Annotated in this window: 12 protein-coding genes; 8 read left to right on the plus strand and 4 right to left on the minus strand. The window is 37.1% G+C overall.

The window, feature by feature from the left end; genetic code table 11:
• The first annotated feature begins 66 nt into the window (after window positions 1–66).
• The 4 genes from PH210_RS22785 (at window position 67) to PH210_RS22800 (ending at window position 5,732) form a co-directional block, all read left to right on the plus strand.
• On the plus strand, window positions 67–1,344 hold the full coding sequence (locus PH210_RS22785) for a nucleotide sugar dehydrogenase (protein WP_289988655.1): 1,278 nt from the start codon (window positions 67–69) through the stop codon (window positions 1,342–1,344).
• A 74-nt stretch (window positions 1,345–1,418) separates the two neighbouring features.
• The gene (locus tag PH210_RS22790) at window positions 1,419–2,126 is read left to right on the plus strand and encodes a WecB/TagA/CpsF family glycosyltransferase (protein ID WP_289988656.1); all 708 of its coding nucleotides are present in this window, start codon (window positions 1,419–1,421) and stop codon (window positions 2,124–2,126) included.
• 215 nt (window positions 2,127–2,341) lie between these two features.
• Complete coding sequence (locus PH210_RS22795; RefSeq protein WP_289988657.1) at window positions 2,342–3,670, plus strand: polysaccharide deacetylase family protein; 1,329 nt, start codon at window positions 2,342–2,344, stop codon at window positions 3,668–3,670.
• Between the two features lie 163 nt (window positions 3,671–3,833).
• A complete protein-coding gene (locus PH210_RS22800; protein ID WP_289988711.1) occupies window positions 3,834–5,732 on the plus strand; it encodes a metallophosphoesterase in 1,899 nt (632 codons plus the stop codon).
• A gap of 124 nt (window positions 5,733–5,856) precedes the next feature.
• Here the strand turns inward: PH210_RS22800 and PH210_RS22805 are convergent, their stop codons facing one another.
• Together PH210_RS22805 and PH210_RS22810 are read right to left on the minus strand one after the other, a co-directional pair.
• The gene (locus PH210_RS22805; RefSeq protein WP_289988658.1) at window positions 5,857–7,323 is read right to left on the minus strand and encodes an oligosaccharide flippase family protein; all 1,467 of its coding nucleotides are present in this window, start codon (window positions 7,321–7,323) and stop codon (window positions 5,857–5,859) included.
• 53 nt (window positions 7,324–7,376) lie between these two features.
• Window positions 7,377–8,147, minus strand: a complete 771-nt coding sequence (locus PH210_RS22810; protein ID WP_289988659.1) for a LicD family protein — start codon at window positions 8,145–8,147, stop codon at window positions 7,377–7,379.
• 648 nt (window positions 8,148–8,795) lie between these two features.
• Here PH210_RS22810 and PH210_RS22815 point away from each other — a divergent pair.
• The 3 genes from PH210_RS22815 (at window position 8,796) to PH210_RS22825 (ending at window position 12,381) form a co-directional block, all read left to right on the plus strand.
• Window positions 8,796–10,169, plus strand: coding sequence for an O-antigen ligase family protein (locus PH210_RS22815; protein ID WP_289988660.1), 1,374 nt, complete (start codon window positions 8,796–8,798; stop codon window positions 10,167–10,169).
• Between the two features lie 217 nt (window positions 10,170–10,386).
• On the plus strand, window positions 10,387–11,271 hold the full coding sequence (galU, locus tag PH210_RS22820; protein ID WP_289988661.1) for a UTP--glucose-1-phosphate uridylyltransferase GalU: 885 nt from the start codon (window positions 10,387–10,389) through the stop codon (window positions 11,269–11,271).
• A gap of 12 nt (window positions 11,272–11,283) precedes the next feature.
• Window positions 11,284–12,381, plus strand: a complete 1,098-nt coding sequence (locus tag PH210_RS22825; RefSeq protein WP_289988662.1) for a glycosyltransferase family 4 protein — start codon at window positions 11,284–11,286, stop codon at window positions 12,379–12,381.
• Window positions 12,382–12,418: 37 nt separating this feature from the next.
• Here the strand turns inward: PH210_RS22825 and PH210_RS22830 are convergent, their stop codons facing one another.
• Together PH210_RS22830 and PH210_RS22835 are read right to left on the minus strand one after the other, a co-directional pair.
• Complete coding sequence (locus tag PH210_RS22830; protein ID WP_289988663.1) at window positions 12,419–13,672, minus strand: glycosyltransferase; 1,254 nt, start codon at window positions 13,670–13,672, stop codon at window positions 12,419–12,421.
• A 69-nt stretch (window positions 13,673–13,741) separates the two neighbouring features.
• Entirely contained in the window at window positions 13,742–15,064 is a 1,323-nt protein-coding gene (locus PH210_RS22835) for a metallophosphoesterase family protein (protein WP_289988664.1), read from the minus strand.
• 282 nt (window positions 15,065–15,346) lie between these two features.
• On the opposite strand from PH210_RS22835, the gene PH210_RS22840 reads away from it, so the two are divergent.
• Window positions 15,347–16,222, plus strand: a complete 876-nt coding sequence (locus PH210_RS22840; protein WP_289988712.1) for an N-acetylmuramoyl-L-alanine amidase — start codon at window positions 15,347–15,349, stop codon at window positions 16,220–16,222.
• The last annotated feature ends 31 nt before the right edge of the window (window positions 16,223–16,253 follow it).

The raw sequence follows: 16,253 nt of genomic DNA on the forward strand, positions 1-16,253 counted from the left end.
GACTGCATCAATAAAGTAAAATATAAGCTTATAGGTTTTTAAAGCTTGGCAACGAAAGGAAGTCACTTGATGAATAAAATTTGTGTTATTGGCCTTGGTTATATCGGTCTTCCAACATCTGTTATGTTTGCCAACAACGGCATCCATGTTCATGGTGTGGACGTAAATTCTGCAGCTGTAGAAAAAATTCGAAATAAACAGCTTCATATTGAAGAGCATGGGCTGCAAGAACGCCTAAATGTGGCAATTGATAGCGGCAATTTTACCGTTTCAACTACACCAGAAAAAGCTGACGTATTTATTATCGCAGTTCCTTCACCAATTAACCCTGATAAAACGGCAGATATGAAATATGTCGAGTCCGCAACCAAATCAATTGTGCCTTTTCTTGAAAAAGAAAATCTTGTTATTCTGGAATCAACGGTTCCACCAAGAACAGTTGAGGATGTCATGATGCCGATTTTAAAAGAGAGCGGACTAGAAATGGGCACTGAATTGTTAATTTCCCACTCTCCAGAACGAGTTATTCCAGGACGGGTATTCGAAGAACTCGTCAATAACAGCCGTATTGTCGGCGGAATCAACGAAGAGTCGGCCGAAAAAACACGTGATCTGTACCGTGCTTTCGTAAAAGGCGAAATTTTCATAACTGATGCGACAACAGCCGAAATGGTGAAGGTTATCGAAAACACATATCGTGATGTCAATATTGCTTTTGCCAATGAACTTGCCCGTGTTAGTGAAAATATCGGGGTCAATGTGTGGGAGGCCATTAAGCTTGCGAATCACCACCCTCGTGTAAATATCCATCTGCCAGGTCCTGGTGTTGGCGGTCACTGTATCGCGGTCGACCCATGGTTCCTTGTCGAGCAGGATCCGGAAAATGCGAGAATCATTCATCTTGCACGTCAGACTAATGATTCCATGCCGTTGTTTGTTGCCAATAAAGTGAAAACCATCGCTGAGCAGCAACAAATTAAAAATCCGAAAATTGCCGTCTTAGGCTTGTCCTTTAAAGCGAATATCGATGACATGCGAGAAAGTCCGTCTGTAGAGGTTGTCCATCATCTAAAGGAAATGTACTTAGAGCTGACTGCTTTTGATCCGCATATTAAGGAGCAAAAATTGCCTCAGCAAGCCTTAAACCTTGAAGAGGCTTTACAGAATGCGGATATTGTTGTTATTTTGACAGAGCATGATGAATTTAAGATTTTAGATCCAAAGCAAATAGCGAATCTTGTGCGTTCGAAAATTGTGCTCGATACAAAAAATTGCCTTCCGCGCGATGCCTGGGTTAAAGCAGGTTTTGATGTCCGCGTGTTAGGTGATGCTAAACATAGTTAGGACTGAAATATTCACTGCGGCCAGAAACCTGAGCCGCAGTTCGTTCATATGTGAAGTCTAAAAGGTGGTACGTTATGAAGGAAAACTTTCTCGGGGTAGATGTCTGTAATTATGATTACGACCAGCTCGCCTCGTTATTAATGCAGGATATCGAAAAGAAGAAGAAGTCATTTATTGTGGCAATTAATCCGGAAAAAATCATGAAGGCCCAAGAAGATGAAGAGTTAAGAAAGCTTCTGAACCGCGCTGATTACCAAATTCCAGATGGAATTGGCGTTATATTGGCCTCAAAAATAAAAGGCGGCCAGGTAAAAAGCCGTGTAACCGGTATCGATATGATGCTAAAGCTTTGCAAGACAGCAACAGAAAACGGGAAACGGATTTTTTTGTTTGGTGGCAAGCCCGGAGTCGCTGATACTGCAAAAGCGGAGCTAGAAAAACAAATTCCCGGCATTCAAATTGTCGGTACGCTGCATGGCTATGAAAAAGACGAAAAGGTTGTTGTCGATACCATTAATCAACATAACCCGGAAATTATTTTTGTGGCATTAGGAAGTCCGGCACAGGAATATTGGATCGTCAATCACATGAACCAAGTTACACCATATGTTTTCCAAGGGGTGGGCGGTTCATACGATGTGATTTCAGGCAATCTAAAGCGGGCCCCGGAGCTGTTCCAGTCACTCGGCCTCGAATGGTTCTACCGTCTAATGAAAGAACCATGGCGCTGGAAAAGACAGTTGATTTTGCCGAAATTTCTGCTGAAAACCTTAAAAAAATAAAAATAAAAAGAGCAAAACGAGTCGAATTTAACTCGTTTTGCTCTTTTTATTTTTATTAATTTTTATTAATAAAAGGATAAAAAGATAAATTGAATAATATATATTAATCTATTAAAATAATAGTAATAACAGTGCTAAATTGCTATAAATTTAAATTAAATAGCTATAAAAACAATAGCGATAGTGCTAATAATACTAGTATTGGTGGTTTCAAAGTGAAGGCAATTAGGATAATGTTCATGTTGTTATTTTTATTTAGTAATCTTTTATTTTCCTTTGCAATTCCCTCTCATGCTGAAGAGGTTAAAGGTACACAGAAAGGGATTCCTGTTCTTTTATATCATCATATTTTAAAACTGAGTGAAAATTCTTCTCCTAATAACACAGCTGTGATTAACTTGGAAAAGTTTGAAGAACAAATGAAATATTTGAGTGACCAAGGTTATTACACTGCCTCTATATCTGAATTAGTTTCCTATATGAATGGGGAGAAAACACTTCCGGATAAAACTGTAGTGATTACTTTTGATGACGGGCATAAAACCAATTATTTATATGCCTATTCTGTTCTTAAAAAGTATGGTTTTAAAGCTGTAAGCTTTTTGATAACAAATCGTATCTCTGAATCGCCTGTCCCATTCAATCCAGCGGGCTTGCAGTTCTTAAGCTGGCCTGAGATTAATGAAATGAAGGATGTATTCGAATTTGGCAGTCACACACATGGTCTTCATTATACTACTAACGGGATTGCTGCCATATTAATTCAGCCTGAACAAGTTGTCCTGGAAGATTTAGAGACGAGTAGAGACCTATTATCAACGGATTATTTAGCATATCCTTTTGGTGACTATGATGCTGGTACAATTGAGCTTTTAAAAGCTGCTGGCTATAAATACGCCTTTACGACTATGCCCTGGAATGTAAAAAGGGGTGATAATCCATTTGAATTAGGTAGGAAATGGGTATCTCCATCTTTTTCTTTATTAGAATTTGACCGCCTGCTTAAGGATGGTTGGATGTGGTATGGAAACTACTGGCATTATATTGACGAAAATCGAGTATCGTTGCAAGGCTGGCAAAAAATTGATGGCTACTGGTATTATTTTTCTACGTATGGAAAAATGCTCACTGGGTGGATAAAATTAGCAGGAAAATCGTATTACCTGGATGAGACGGGAATAATGAAGACCGGCTGGATAAAACAAGGTAACAAATGGTATTTTCTAAGTGAAAATGGAGTAATGAAAACTGGATGGCTAAATTGGCGCTATAAATGGTATTATCTCGACAGAAGCGGTGTAATGAAGACTGGCTGGTTAAAAGAGGGGGATAAATGGTATTTCCTTGATAATAATGGAGCAATGAAGATTGGGTGGTTAAAGGAGCGGGATAAATGGTATTATCTCGACAAAAATGGAGCAATGATATCCGGTTGGTGTTTAATAAATCAAAAGTGGTATTATTTCTATCCAAATGGAAGCATGGCAGCAAATACATCTATTGGAGGCAATAAATTAGGAAAAGATGGTTCTTGGATAAGGTAGGTAAGAAATGGGAAGATACAAAGTGTCTTCCCATTTCTATCTTTTTATCATTATTATTTTATCCTTGTAATCACTCTATCATTGTTATAAAATCCTCTCTAGTGAATAGTTATATATTGGAATATTGAAATAAAGTAGAATTGGAGAGTTTCCTTTGAAATCTATGCATCTTATTTTGTTATTTTTGTTCAGTTTACTTACTTGTGCTATTCCATTAAATTCGGCTAATGCGGATGAACTTCCTCCAAGTAACGAGCCCTTGCTGCAATTCCCGGTAATCAGCGATATTCATATTGGAAATGACCTCCAAAAGGATCTATTTACGAAGGCGTTAAGTGATCTGCGAAAGGTTGCTCCTGATTATCAAGCCATTGTAATGGTGGGGGATATTACAAATAACGGTACTGAACAAGATTATGATAATTTTAACCTGATCCTAAATTCTAATATCAACCCGAGTGCCGAAAAAGTCATTTCAATGGGGAACCATGAATATTTTGAAGGGGTCTTTTCCGGGGGAGAATGGAACAAAGACGACTATATAAATAGGTTTGTAGATAAGACCGGAATGCCTGGCCTTTACTATGATAGTTGGATCAATGGGTATCATTTTATTACCCTTGGGGGAGAAGGGTTTCCAAGTCAATATGACCATGACCATGCCAATATTTCGGATGAACAATTTAGATGGCTAGAAAGAACACTAGCAAAAGGAGCGAATCTAGCACAGCCCATATTTGTCTTTTTGCATCAAGCAATCGATCATACAGTGTATGGCAGTGATGACTGGGGTGCTGGATTTAAGGATAGTAGGCTGATGGAGATATTAAAACGATATCCTCAGGCCATCTTGTTTTCAGGACACTCCCATTACTTATTAAATCATCCAAGAACGATATACCAGGACGGGTTTACCATGGTGAATACTGGTTCAGTTGCCTATGCCTTTTCTGATTTTGGTGCCCATAGGTTATCACAGGGGCTCCTGGTGAAGGTATATCCAGACAGAGTCGAGATTAAAGCAAGGGAGTTTACGGATCATACATGGATTCAATCATTTACGGTTCCCATTCCTTTTCAAAAAACTTATGAGGATGAAGAAAAACCATTTTTCGCCGAAAGTTCAGCGGTAAGGGTGGAGAAAAATATAAATGGGGATTCTGTCACCCTTTCGTGGGATGCCGCTATCGATAATACCTTGGTTGACAGATATCTGATTAAACATAATGGCAAAGTCATTTATACCAAATATATGAAGTTTTGGGAAACTGGTACCCCAGAGGCAAAGGTAACGTTGGAGATCCCGAAATTGACTCCAGAGACGGCATATAACCTGGAAATAACCGCGGTAGATGCTTGGAAAAATGAATCCGAAACAGGACTATCTGTGTCCTTTAACACTCCTAAATTATTTGGGTGGAAATTAGAGGAAGGAAAATGGCACTTTTATAAAGAAGGGCTACTTGTCACTGGATGGCAAATTATAGATGGAAAATGGTATTTCTTCTCAACAGATGGGTATATGGCTACAGGTTGGATTACATCAGGAAATAAAAAGTATTATTTGAATGCTGACGGTGCGATGCAAATTGGCTGGAAGGAAATTGACGGGAAGTTTTACTATTTCAATATTGACGGAAGTGTCCGTGTTGGCTGGTTACTCGATCGTGGAAATTGGTACTATCTAAAATCTGAGGGCATGGTAACAGGTTGGCTGCTTGACAAGAATAACTGGTACTACTTTTCTGACCTGGGCATGATGAAAAAAGGCTGGATACAAGTAACTGGAAAATGGTACTATTTTGAAAGCAGCGGAGCGATGAAGACTGGCTGGGTGCAATTAAATGAAAAATGGTACTTTTTGGATATAGAAGGTGTTATGAAAACCGGATGGCTTCTTTTCAAGGACGATTGGTATTATCTGCAGTCCAATGGAGCAATGAAAACGGGCTGGTTAAATGAAACTGGCAAATGGTATTTCTTTAAAGCTGACGGTACGATGGCAAAGAACACAAAAATTCAAAGGTATGTCTTTGATAAGAATGGAGTATGGATAAAATAAATAGGCCGTTTTAATCTTGGCTGTTGATTTCCACTCCACATAGGTACAAAACCATCATTGACCTTTAACATAGCAAAAAAATAAATAAAAAGAGGGTATCCCCTAGATACCCTCTTTTAGTATATTATGACTTTGCCGGCCTTCCGAAACGGCCTTTTATCTTATTAAGAAACATGAAAAGAACTTCGTCTTTTGTGAGAAACAAAATGGCCACATAAACTCCTATACAAACAATCACCGTTACTAAAAATAATGGAATGTAATGAGAAATGACCATTTGTAATAGATAGTGAATTGGGATGAAAATTAACGAATAAAAGAAGTATTTTATTTTTGTAATACTAAATATAGAAAAATTCACCTTTAAATATTTTTTGATAAAGATATATTCCATTCCCAATAATAGAAAATTCGATATCGCTGTAGTCAAAATGGCTGTTGTTGGATTGAAAATCTTCAATTGAATCAATGAAATATTAAAAATAAGGTTTAGAATCCCACAAATAAATACTAATCTAACCAGGATATTTTCCCTTTTCTTAACATAAATAACCTGATTCGATAAAATCGACTCAATCCCAACTGAGATCATATAAATCGCAAAAATCTTAAGGGGCGTCTGGGCACTGATGTATTTATGTCCTCCATATAGTAGAATTCCAGCATCTGCGGTGACGAAAAGACCAATCGATGCAGGAAATAAGAAGGCAAAATAGACCTTAGAAATATTGTTTAACAGTTTGACATAAGAGTCTTCGTCTTCATTTCCAGTTAAATAAGATAATCTTGGAATCGTGACTTGTATAATACTGAGCATTAACGTATTGATGATACCCATAATCTGCTGGGCCATAACATAGTAGGAAACGGTCGCTTCATTGATGAATGACCCAAGCATAAAGCGGTCAAGCTGATTATATAAAATATTGGCGTTGGAAAAAAAGACAACTAATAAAAGAGGCTTAATATGTTTTTTAATACTGATATTGCTAAAATCAAGTTTAATTTTCCTTTTAATGTAAATGAAACTGACGATATTATTAAGAAAAGTGGTTAAAATTAACAGAAAAGCATAGGTCTTATAGTCATGGGAGGTTTTTACAAGGGTAAACAATAATGAAATATAAACAATCTTTATCAAGATGGTTTTAAGTGTGATAAAGTTGTACTTTTCACTTGCTTCATTTACCCACTCGACATAAAAAATGTTCCCGATAAGGTTGACTGCATAAATCATTAATACCGGGAAAATTGCCCGGTCACTATATCCAATATAGCAAAATACCAGATACACTATCAAAGATAAAATGCTTGTTCCTATGCTAATCGTCAGCATACTTGTAAAGAATTGGTTAACCTTTTTCTGGTCAGTCTTGATTCGACTCATTTCTCTCAAGCCATAATTGTAAACTCCAAAAACGGCAAATATAAAAAAGTAGTTAAAAATTGTTTCGGAAAGCTGTACCTTTCCGATGGAAGTCGCCCCTAGAGTTCGATAAACATAGGGCCCCACTAATATGGGGATAACGATATTAAACACGTTCAATAACATTTTATAGATAATGTTTTTAATTAAAGAAGTTTTTTGCATAAAACACCAGCTTGCCCTTTCTCCTATAAAGAATGCATAAAATAGGAATAAAATTATTCTTTAATTAAGGTAAGATTTGTCATATGGCTTTGCCGTTTGTGTTCCTCTGGAATCTCCATATAATCTTCCCCATAAAGAGTTGTTAAGTAATGTTTAGGGTTCGCGGGCACTTTAAACCGCTCATTTTCAAAAATTCCTTCTTTCAAAGGGAAAATATCGTGAATATTATAATACGCCCATCCAAAATAAGGTGTTTCAATCCCATAGGTCACATAGTCCGACTTAGGGTTAATTTGTGAATAAACATCTTGTAATTGAAGTTTGTTGATGACTCTTCGTAGCTTATTTTTCATATTATTTGCCTCTGAAGGATATTTAATGCTGGCAATCCGATGGACAATTTTCTCCTTCATTGACATTTTATTTGGTGCGTTAACGAAATCATATGGAAAAATATCGATTGAAATGCCCCGCCGTTTGATCCCATGCCAATCAATCCAATCAAAATCTTCAAGATAAAGAATCTTCAACCAATTGTGCTTTCCATGTGTATGTACGGTTTCTGTTTCCAACTTGAATTTTTTTGGTAGCTTCGATTCGACCACCTTTTTAAATCTGGTATAATCCTTTCTCAGCATACCAATATCGGCATCATCATCCCATGGGATAAATCCTTTATGCCTTTCAGATCCAAGTAATGTGCCATCCGTTATCCAATACGGAATCTCTTCCGTTTTACAAATATTATCAACTACTAGCAACATTTCTAGCATAGTGATTTGGGCACGTCTTAAAGGGCTATTTTGTTCTTTGTCTATAGCCAATTTCATTCCCCTCCTGTTTCCAAACCATCAGGTAATGGCTTTAACTCCTAGCAGTTAATTTTACACAAATCGGGCATGCAAATCAACCAGTATCCCCGATACCCTAGGAGTGGCTCAAAAGGGTGATGGGATAAAACTGGACATGAGTATTCTATTACCATATTCATACATTTACGAAAAAGCAACAGTAGTGTATCCTATCTTTATAGAGAATAATATTAGTGAGTTAATATAGAAAACCAATTACTCATCATGAAAAAATAAAAGGTGATACTATGTGGAGGAAAAGGAACGGAGCCATTCTCTCCTTTTCTATTACAGCGTTAAAAGTTTATAACAAACGATCAATATACAAGAACGGAATCATTCGATGAACATGAGATTCGTGTAAAATTGCCAGATAAAAACGAACAAATGAAAATTGTTGTAAAAGTGGTAGATTCTAATTTCAAGATCTTTCCCAAAGCAACACATTTGAGGTAGAAAAATAACTAAAAAAACCTGGGATTTCTCTGAAAAACCTAGGTTTTTTCTTGTTGAAATAACACAAAATACCAAAAGGCAGTTTTTATTAGATTTCTTCGCATCACCTTGATATACTAATAAAATGAAAAAAAGATGAAAAGGAAGTAAAAGGGCGTGTACGGATTGAATTTAAGTTTAGAAAAAAGGAATTTTATGGAACGGATGTTGATTATCTTTATTGCCTTGCAGCCAATATTGGATTTGCTGACAAGTTTTTCGTTGCATTATTTAAAAAGCAGCTTAACGGTTGGTTTGATTACCCGAACCCTGATGTTTGGCATTACAGCTATTTATATTACTTATTCAGCTATTAAATATAGACAAATAAAGATTCTCGTTTATTTTCTATTTTTAGCACTTGTCTTAATATTGAACTTATTTATTGGTCATCAATTAAAATCAACTTTTAATTTAGTCGAAGAAATAAAATATATCACAAAAACTGTTTATTTCATTCTCATGCTTTTCTCCTATTATTTTGTTTGGGAATATATCAAAAATAAACAAACCGATGTCCTTTTAAACAAAATTGTGGTAGGGATGCTGATTGTCGGGATCGTCATGATTGTTTCCTTGTTAACCGGTACGGCCATTAAAAGTTATACGTACGGTTTTGGATCAAAAGGATGGTTTTCGTCGGGAAATGAAATTAGTGCAATTATGGCGATATGTTCACCATTGGTGATTATTTACTCTTTCAATCATACCAATTCGTGGAAAGACTTTTATTACTGGATTCCGACGTTATTGTTGCTCACTTCATCATTAATTGTTGGAACAAAAGTAGGGATGATTTCTGCATTTTTCTTCATTATTGTTACGATAGTGATTCTATTAGCTCAGTTATTCTTAAAGTCTAAATACAATAGAAGAAAATTAATCGTAAATATGCTTATATCCGTTTTTGTATTGGCATCAATTGGAACGTTGTCGCAAAATACAGGGGCTGTGAGTAATATCAAACAAAACAGCCAACGACTGGAAGCAAAACAACAGGCTGAGGAAGAAATGGATGCCGGGACTGATACCGGTAATGAACAAGCAGACACGACCCAGCAGACCGTAAAAACAAATAAAATCATTAGACTTCTTTTAAGCAGCCGGGATATTTTCTTAGTGGCAAAGAATAATGAGTTCAAACAAGCGAGTCTCGGACAAAAATTATTTGGCCTAGGCTACTCCACCACAAATGAAAAGGGTCATACTAAAATGATTGAGATGGACTTTTTTGATTTGTTCTACTCCTTTGGCATTGTCGGATTTCTTGTGTACATCATCCCGATTCTTTACTTCTTGTACTCATTTTTCCTAGCATTGCTTAGGAATGGTCGCGCCTTTTTCAACTTTGATAATATCTTGATGTTCTTAGGCCTTGTCATCGGAATGGGGATTTCAGTAGTGGCAGGACATGTATTTTCCGCTCCGGCTGTCAGCATATATGTTGCTATCATCATGGTTTATCTCTATCGGAATAATCAAACCAAAATGATCAATTAATCGGAAGAGAGGTTTGCAGAATAAGTCTGCAGGCTTTTTTTCATTGCTTGTCTAACATTTTATGTTATGAAATAATATATCGGAGGAAAATTTTTTACATATAGGCTGTATTTTAGGTTAAGTTGGATTTTGTAGCTATGTGGAGCGGAACTTCAACAGCGAAATTTAGCACAGCCTACACATAAAAGCGATTACGTTTGAAAAGGAGATTTCTCAAATGAGAAAAGTTAAAAAAGCGATCATTCCGGCTGCAGGTTTAGGGACACGTTTTTTGCCGGCAACGAAGGCGATGCCAAAGGAAATGCTCCCAATTGTGGATAAGCCGACCATTCAATATATTGTAGAAGAGGCCATTGCATCGGGCATTGAAGATATTATTATTGTTACGGGTAAAGGAAAAAGAGCGATTGAAGATCATTTTGATCATGCTTTTGAATTAGAACAAACGTTGTTCGAAAAGGAAAAGTTTGAGTTGTTGGAAAAAGTGCAAGCTTCTGCAAATTTAGTGGATATTCATTACATCCGCCAAAAGGAGCCGCGTGGACTTGGTCATGCCGTCTGGTGTGCTCGTAATTTTATTGGCAATGAGCCATTTGCCGTATTGTTAGGTGATGACATTGTTCAAGCTGAAACGCCTTGCCTCCGCCAGCTTATTGATGAATATGAAAGAACTCTTTCCTCTGTCATTGGGGTAATGAAAGTCGCTGAAACCGAAACACACCGCTATGGGGTCATTGATCCATTGGCACAGTTTGAAAGAAGATATCAAGTCCGACAGTTTGTTGAAAAACCAAAGCCAGGGACTGCCCCATCCAACCTCGCCATTATTGGAAGGTATATTTTAACGCCTGAAATTTTCATGTTTCTTGATAGACAAGAAGTTGGGGCAGGTGGAGAAATCCAATTAACAGATGCAATTCAAAAGCTTAATGAAATTCAACGGGTTTTTGCCTATGAGTTTGAAGGTAAAAGATATGACGTTGGAGAGAAGTCAGGCTTTATCGAAACAACGATTGAATTTGCGCTGCAAAATGATGAAATCAAAAATGGTCTGCTTGAGTTTATGGCTGAGAAGTTAAAAGAACATCGTCTATTAGAGTAAAGGGGTAAAGAAATGAAAAAAATTAAAGTTCTGCATGTTTGCGACGCCCTAGATAAAGGCGGCTTGGAAGAAGTTATCTACAATCTAGTCAAAAATACAAATGATGAGGAATTCGAAGCCGGTGTTGCCTATTTTAGAGGAGGCGTCGTGGCAGATCGCCTTAAAGAAAAAGGATTCTCCTGTAAGGAAATCAATGAAACAAGTAAATTTGCCCGGATTAACCAATTGAAAAACTATATTAAAGATGAAAAGATTGACATTGTGCAAGCTCATTTTTGTTTTCATGGCATTTTGGCTGCAAAACTTGCAGGGGTAAATGTAGTAGAGACCACCCACAATACCTATCACTTTTTTGAAAATCCATGGGGGAGTATAAAGTATAGTTTTTATCTCAACCTCGTGGATTCCATCGTCTCAGTCTCAAAAGCGGTAGAAAATTTCAATTTAACTAATTTTAAAGTGATGAAACAAAAGAAATGTACGGTTATTAGAAATTCCATTGATTCAGAAAGAATTATCCCAACAGAACGTTCGAAAGAAGAATTGAAACAACAATTCGGATTGCCCGAGAATTCATTTGTGATTAGCACTCTATCAAGGCTCGATGTTCAAAAGGGATTGGAATACTTTATTGAAGCTGCGAAGAAATTGAATCAAAAATACGACCATCTTGTCTTTTTAATACCTGGCGAAGGCTCTAAACAATATTCCAAGTCATTGCTCAAAGAAGCTGAAGGTGAAAGCAATATTCGTTTCATTGGTCACGTTTCCAAAGTGAATGAATTGTTTAAGGTGATGGATGTTTTTGCAATGTCGTCATTATGGGAGGGTGCCCCGCTTACGTTACTGGAGGCGATGGCGTACGGGAAAGCTGTAGTCGTCACCAATGTTGGAAATACAGCGGAAGTGATTCAGGACGATGTCAATGGCTTTATTGTGGAGAAAAAAGATGTTGACTCCTTTGTTGAACGGCTTAGCAGATTTATCGATCATCCCGAAAAACGTGCCGAACTCGAAAAGAGGGCCAAAGAGGACTTCGCTGAGAAATTCAGTAATCAAATTATGATCAGTCATTATAAAAATTTATATAAATCATTACTAAAGGTATAAAAAGAAGAGTGGCTGAATTAAATAGCCACTCTTCTTTTTATTTTGTATCAAGCACGTGTAAAATTTCCTTAAAACGCTCATCCCATGTTGTTTTTGCCAAAAAAGCATCTAAATTCCCGTAAGGCAGCTTTGCATGGATCAATTGTTTATAATCATGCAAGATGGCTGCTCTTGCTTCTGCTTCAGTGTCACAATGGGTAACGAGTGGGTATTTTCCGATATGCGGAATACCGGTTGACACGGTTGGAAGCCCAAAATATAAGTATTCATAAATTTTTATCGGATCGACGGCATCGGAAAGCTTACTTGTTTTAAACGGAATGATGCCGATATTCCATTTCTCGACAAACTGTTGAAGCTTGCTTGGATGTACTTTTCCATAAAATTCACAGTTCGGAAGTGCCTCGATTTTGGATAAAATCTCATCGGTTGCGCCGTGGCCGATAAAATGGAATACGAATTGTTGGTTTTTTGCAAGGGCAAAAATGAGATCCCAATCAAACCAGGATGGTGTCATATGTCCAAAATAGCCGATATGAATTTTATTATCAGGGGCTGCTTGTTTTAAAGAAACATTTCTTTTCCCAGATAAGGCGGCGTTATATCCATTTCCGATCACATAAATATCATTTCTGATTGATGCGAATTTGTCCTTTAAAGGCTGTGATACAACTGTTACCAAATTAGAATGTTGAACAAATGCTTCCTCAATGCTGCGGTTATACCATGGTGCATCACCTGTTTTATAAAACTCTTCCCACTCATCCATGATATCATAAACAATTTTATAATTTGATTGATTGAGTTGGCCAAGGCATCCATAAAACAGCTTGGCAGGGAACGTTGTAATATACGTTTTCTTGGCAAATTCATCGAGCACTTTTAATTTCTCAATATCATAAATGAAGTCGTATACAGGTATTTGGAAAATATTTTTATAAACCTGTTGATAGCTCTTTTCAAGCTTTTCTTGATCATCCCATTGCCAAGCAACAAAGAGTACAGCAAATCCTTGGTCAGATAAATACTTTGCAAGATTAATAGTCCGTTGATTATACAACTCTTCAAACTCACGACCGGATGTTAAAATGACAAGTCCTTTTAATTCCTGGCTTTTATTCAAATCGATGAGTTTTACATAAAGATCATGAAGCTGGGCGTTATTTCGTTTGAATACTTTGTTGACTCCTAGTTTCGTAAACACCCGTCTTTGTGCTCTTTGAAAAGTATTTTGTAACCCATTTTGCTGTATGGATTTAAGACTTTTCCGTAATACATGTTTAACTGACATTTTCTTGCCCCTTTATTTAATAGTGGTTCCATTATACCTTATTCACATGGGATTTGAAATTCTGTCTAATTATCCGATATTTTGTCCTTGCTGATTAAAGTACTCCATTTTTCCATAAACCATCGTATTGGTTGTAGTCATCATCCCATTTTCCTTGAGGAAATACCAGTTATCTTTCTCAAAGTACCAACCTACTCGCATAATACCAATCGGATTGAAATTGTACCACCGTCCATTTAACTTTTTCCAGCCTGTTTGCATTTCTCCTTTTTCATTAAAGTAATACCAATCATATTCAATATTTACCCACCCGGTTTTCATCATTCCGCTTTCTTTATCAAGATAATACCAGTGTCCATCAGAATGTAACCAGCCTGTCTTATAATTCCAGTTGGAATCATAGTAGTACCAATTATTTTCGTCCGACACCCATTTTCCCGTTTGCGTAGAACTCGATTCATTTAACGGCAACGTAACCGTTCTAATCCATGCCCCATTACTGAATTCTCTTGCTTTAATTTCTACTTTGTCATTGTAAACATTGATGACATAGCCTTGTGATTGATCATAGTTTTCTTTGCCTTGTGGGGTATACGTATAAGCCACAGAGCTTGTATTTACCATCGTTATGCCATCCCGATAGATGCTTTTAGGATTATTTAATGGAAAGTGTGAATGTCCGGAAAGAAGAATGACTTGTGGATACTTCTTTAGTAATGTTAGAATCTTTTGGTCATCAAGGCCAGCTCCCCATTCGCTCCCGTAAACAGTATTGGTAATCGGCTGATGAAAGAAAACAAAAATCGGTTTACTTACATCAGCATCTACCTCCAATGTTTTCTGAAGCCATTGAAACTGTTGATCAGAGATATAGGCAGAATCCCGTTCTTTATCTCCATATTCTGAAAGCACCGTTTTCTCTGATTTCTCGCCAGCAATGGTAATAAAATGATAGCCCTTGATCCACTTATCATAATATAGATTGGAAACGTTCATCTTATTTAAAAATCTATTTTTTAATTCCACATCCGTCACAGCAGGATTCAAATGGGATTCCAGCCATTCGTGGTTGCCCATTACCATAAATTCTTCTGCATTCCGATTTTTATTGGCTTGGAATATGGAGTTAAACAAATTATATTCTTTTACTTTTCCAAAATTGGTCATATCGCCATTGACCGCAATGACATCGTAGTCAGGGGCAACCGTGTTCAAATCCTGCAGGGCCTTACCCAATTTCTGATTAACCTTTGGGGTGGTTGTATCAATATGCGAATCACTTATAACTGTAAGCTGTAAATTTGGCGTATCAGTGATTGCTTGTACTGATTCAAAACTGCATCCAAACAGTCCACCTAGGACTAGACCAATTGATAATAAATTCTTATACATGACCTCTACCTCACAACAATTTATTGATTAATTGTTTATGATTATAGAATCGTTTTCTTAATTCTTTCTTAAGAGATATATCTATTATTGTTTGTACTTAACCTTCTAGATATAAAAGCAATTATTGTAAAAAAGCACTAAATTGAGCCTAAGTCCTAACCATTTGCTCTCCTTTTGCATAAATAAAAAGTAAAGGAGAGGATAAGCAATGAATATTATTCAAAGACTCATTCCTGCTTCCCATACCGAAACCCGCCCGGGGTTAAAAATGGTCCCAAATACATTACCATTCACGAAACAGATAATACAAGCAGGGGAGCTAATGCGGAAGCGCACGCACGATTACAGGTGCGGGGGAACAGCCGGACGGCATCCTGGCATCTGCAAGTCGATGACCAAGAAATCATTCAGTCAATCCCCTTTGATGAAGTGGCCTGGGCTGCCGGAGATGGCAGCAATGGACCTGGAAATCGAACCTCTATCCATATCGAAATGTGTGTAAATGCGGATGGTGATTATGAGAAAACTATCTCTAATACAGTTGAAGTCGTCCAATATGTAATGAGCAAATTCAATATACCAATTGATCGCGTTGTACCTCATAAACATTGGACGGGTAAGAACTGCCCACGAAATCTTTTGCCAAATTGGGATAGTTTTATTAAAAGATGCCAGCAAAAAACAAATGGCTGGGTAAAGCAAGGGAATCAGTGTTTTTACTATAAAGGCGGCCGCAAGACGACGGGATGGATGAAAGTCGCAAATCAAATTTATTATTTTGATGCCAATGGAGTCATGAAAACCGGCTGGGTGGAAGTGGACAACAAGTGGTATTATTTTGATGAGAAAGGGCCCATGAAGACTCGTTGGGTACAGGTAAAAGGAAAATGGTACTACCTTGGAGCCAATGGAGTCATGCAGACTGGCTGGGTGAAAGTGGCCAATAAATACTACTATCTTGATTCAAGTGGAGCAATGCAAACCAGCTGGATTAAAGTCAATGGAAAGACCTATTATTTTAATGCTAAAGGTGAAATGGTAACTGGAGAACAAACGATTGATGGGAAGACATACAATTTTGGAGATAATGGACTGTTGATTAAAACACCTTCAGCCGAAGAAAATAATAATAATCCATCAAGTGAACCGACTCCTTAAGAGAAAAACAGGGCATGATTTGAAAAATCAT

The sequence above is a fragment of the Paenibacillus sp. BSR1-1 genome, assembly GCF_030403775.1.
In the GTDB taxonomy this organism is placed as follows: Bacteria; Bacillota; Bacilli; order Bacillales; family Cytobacillaceae; genus Neobacillus.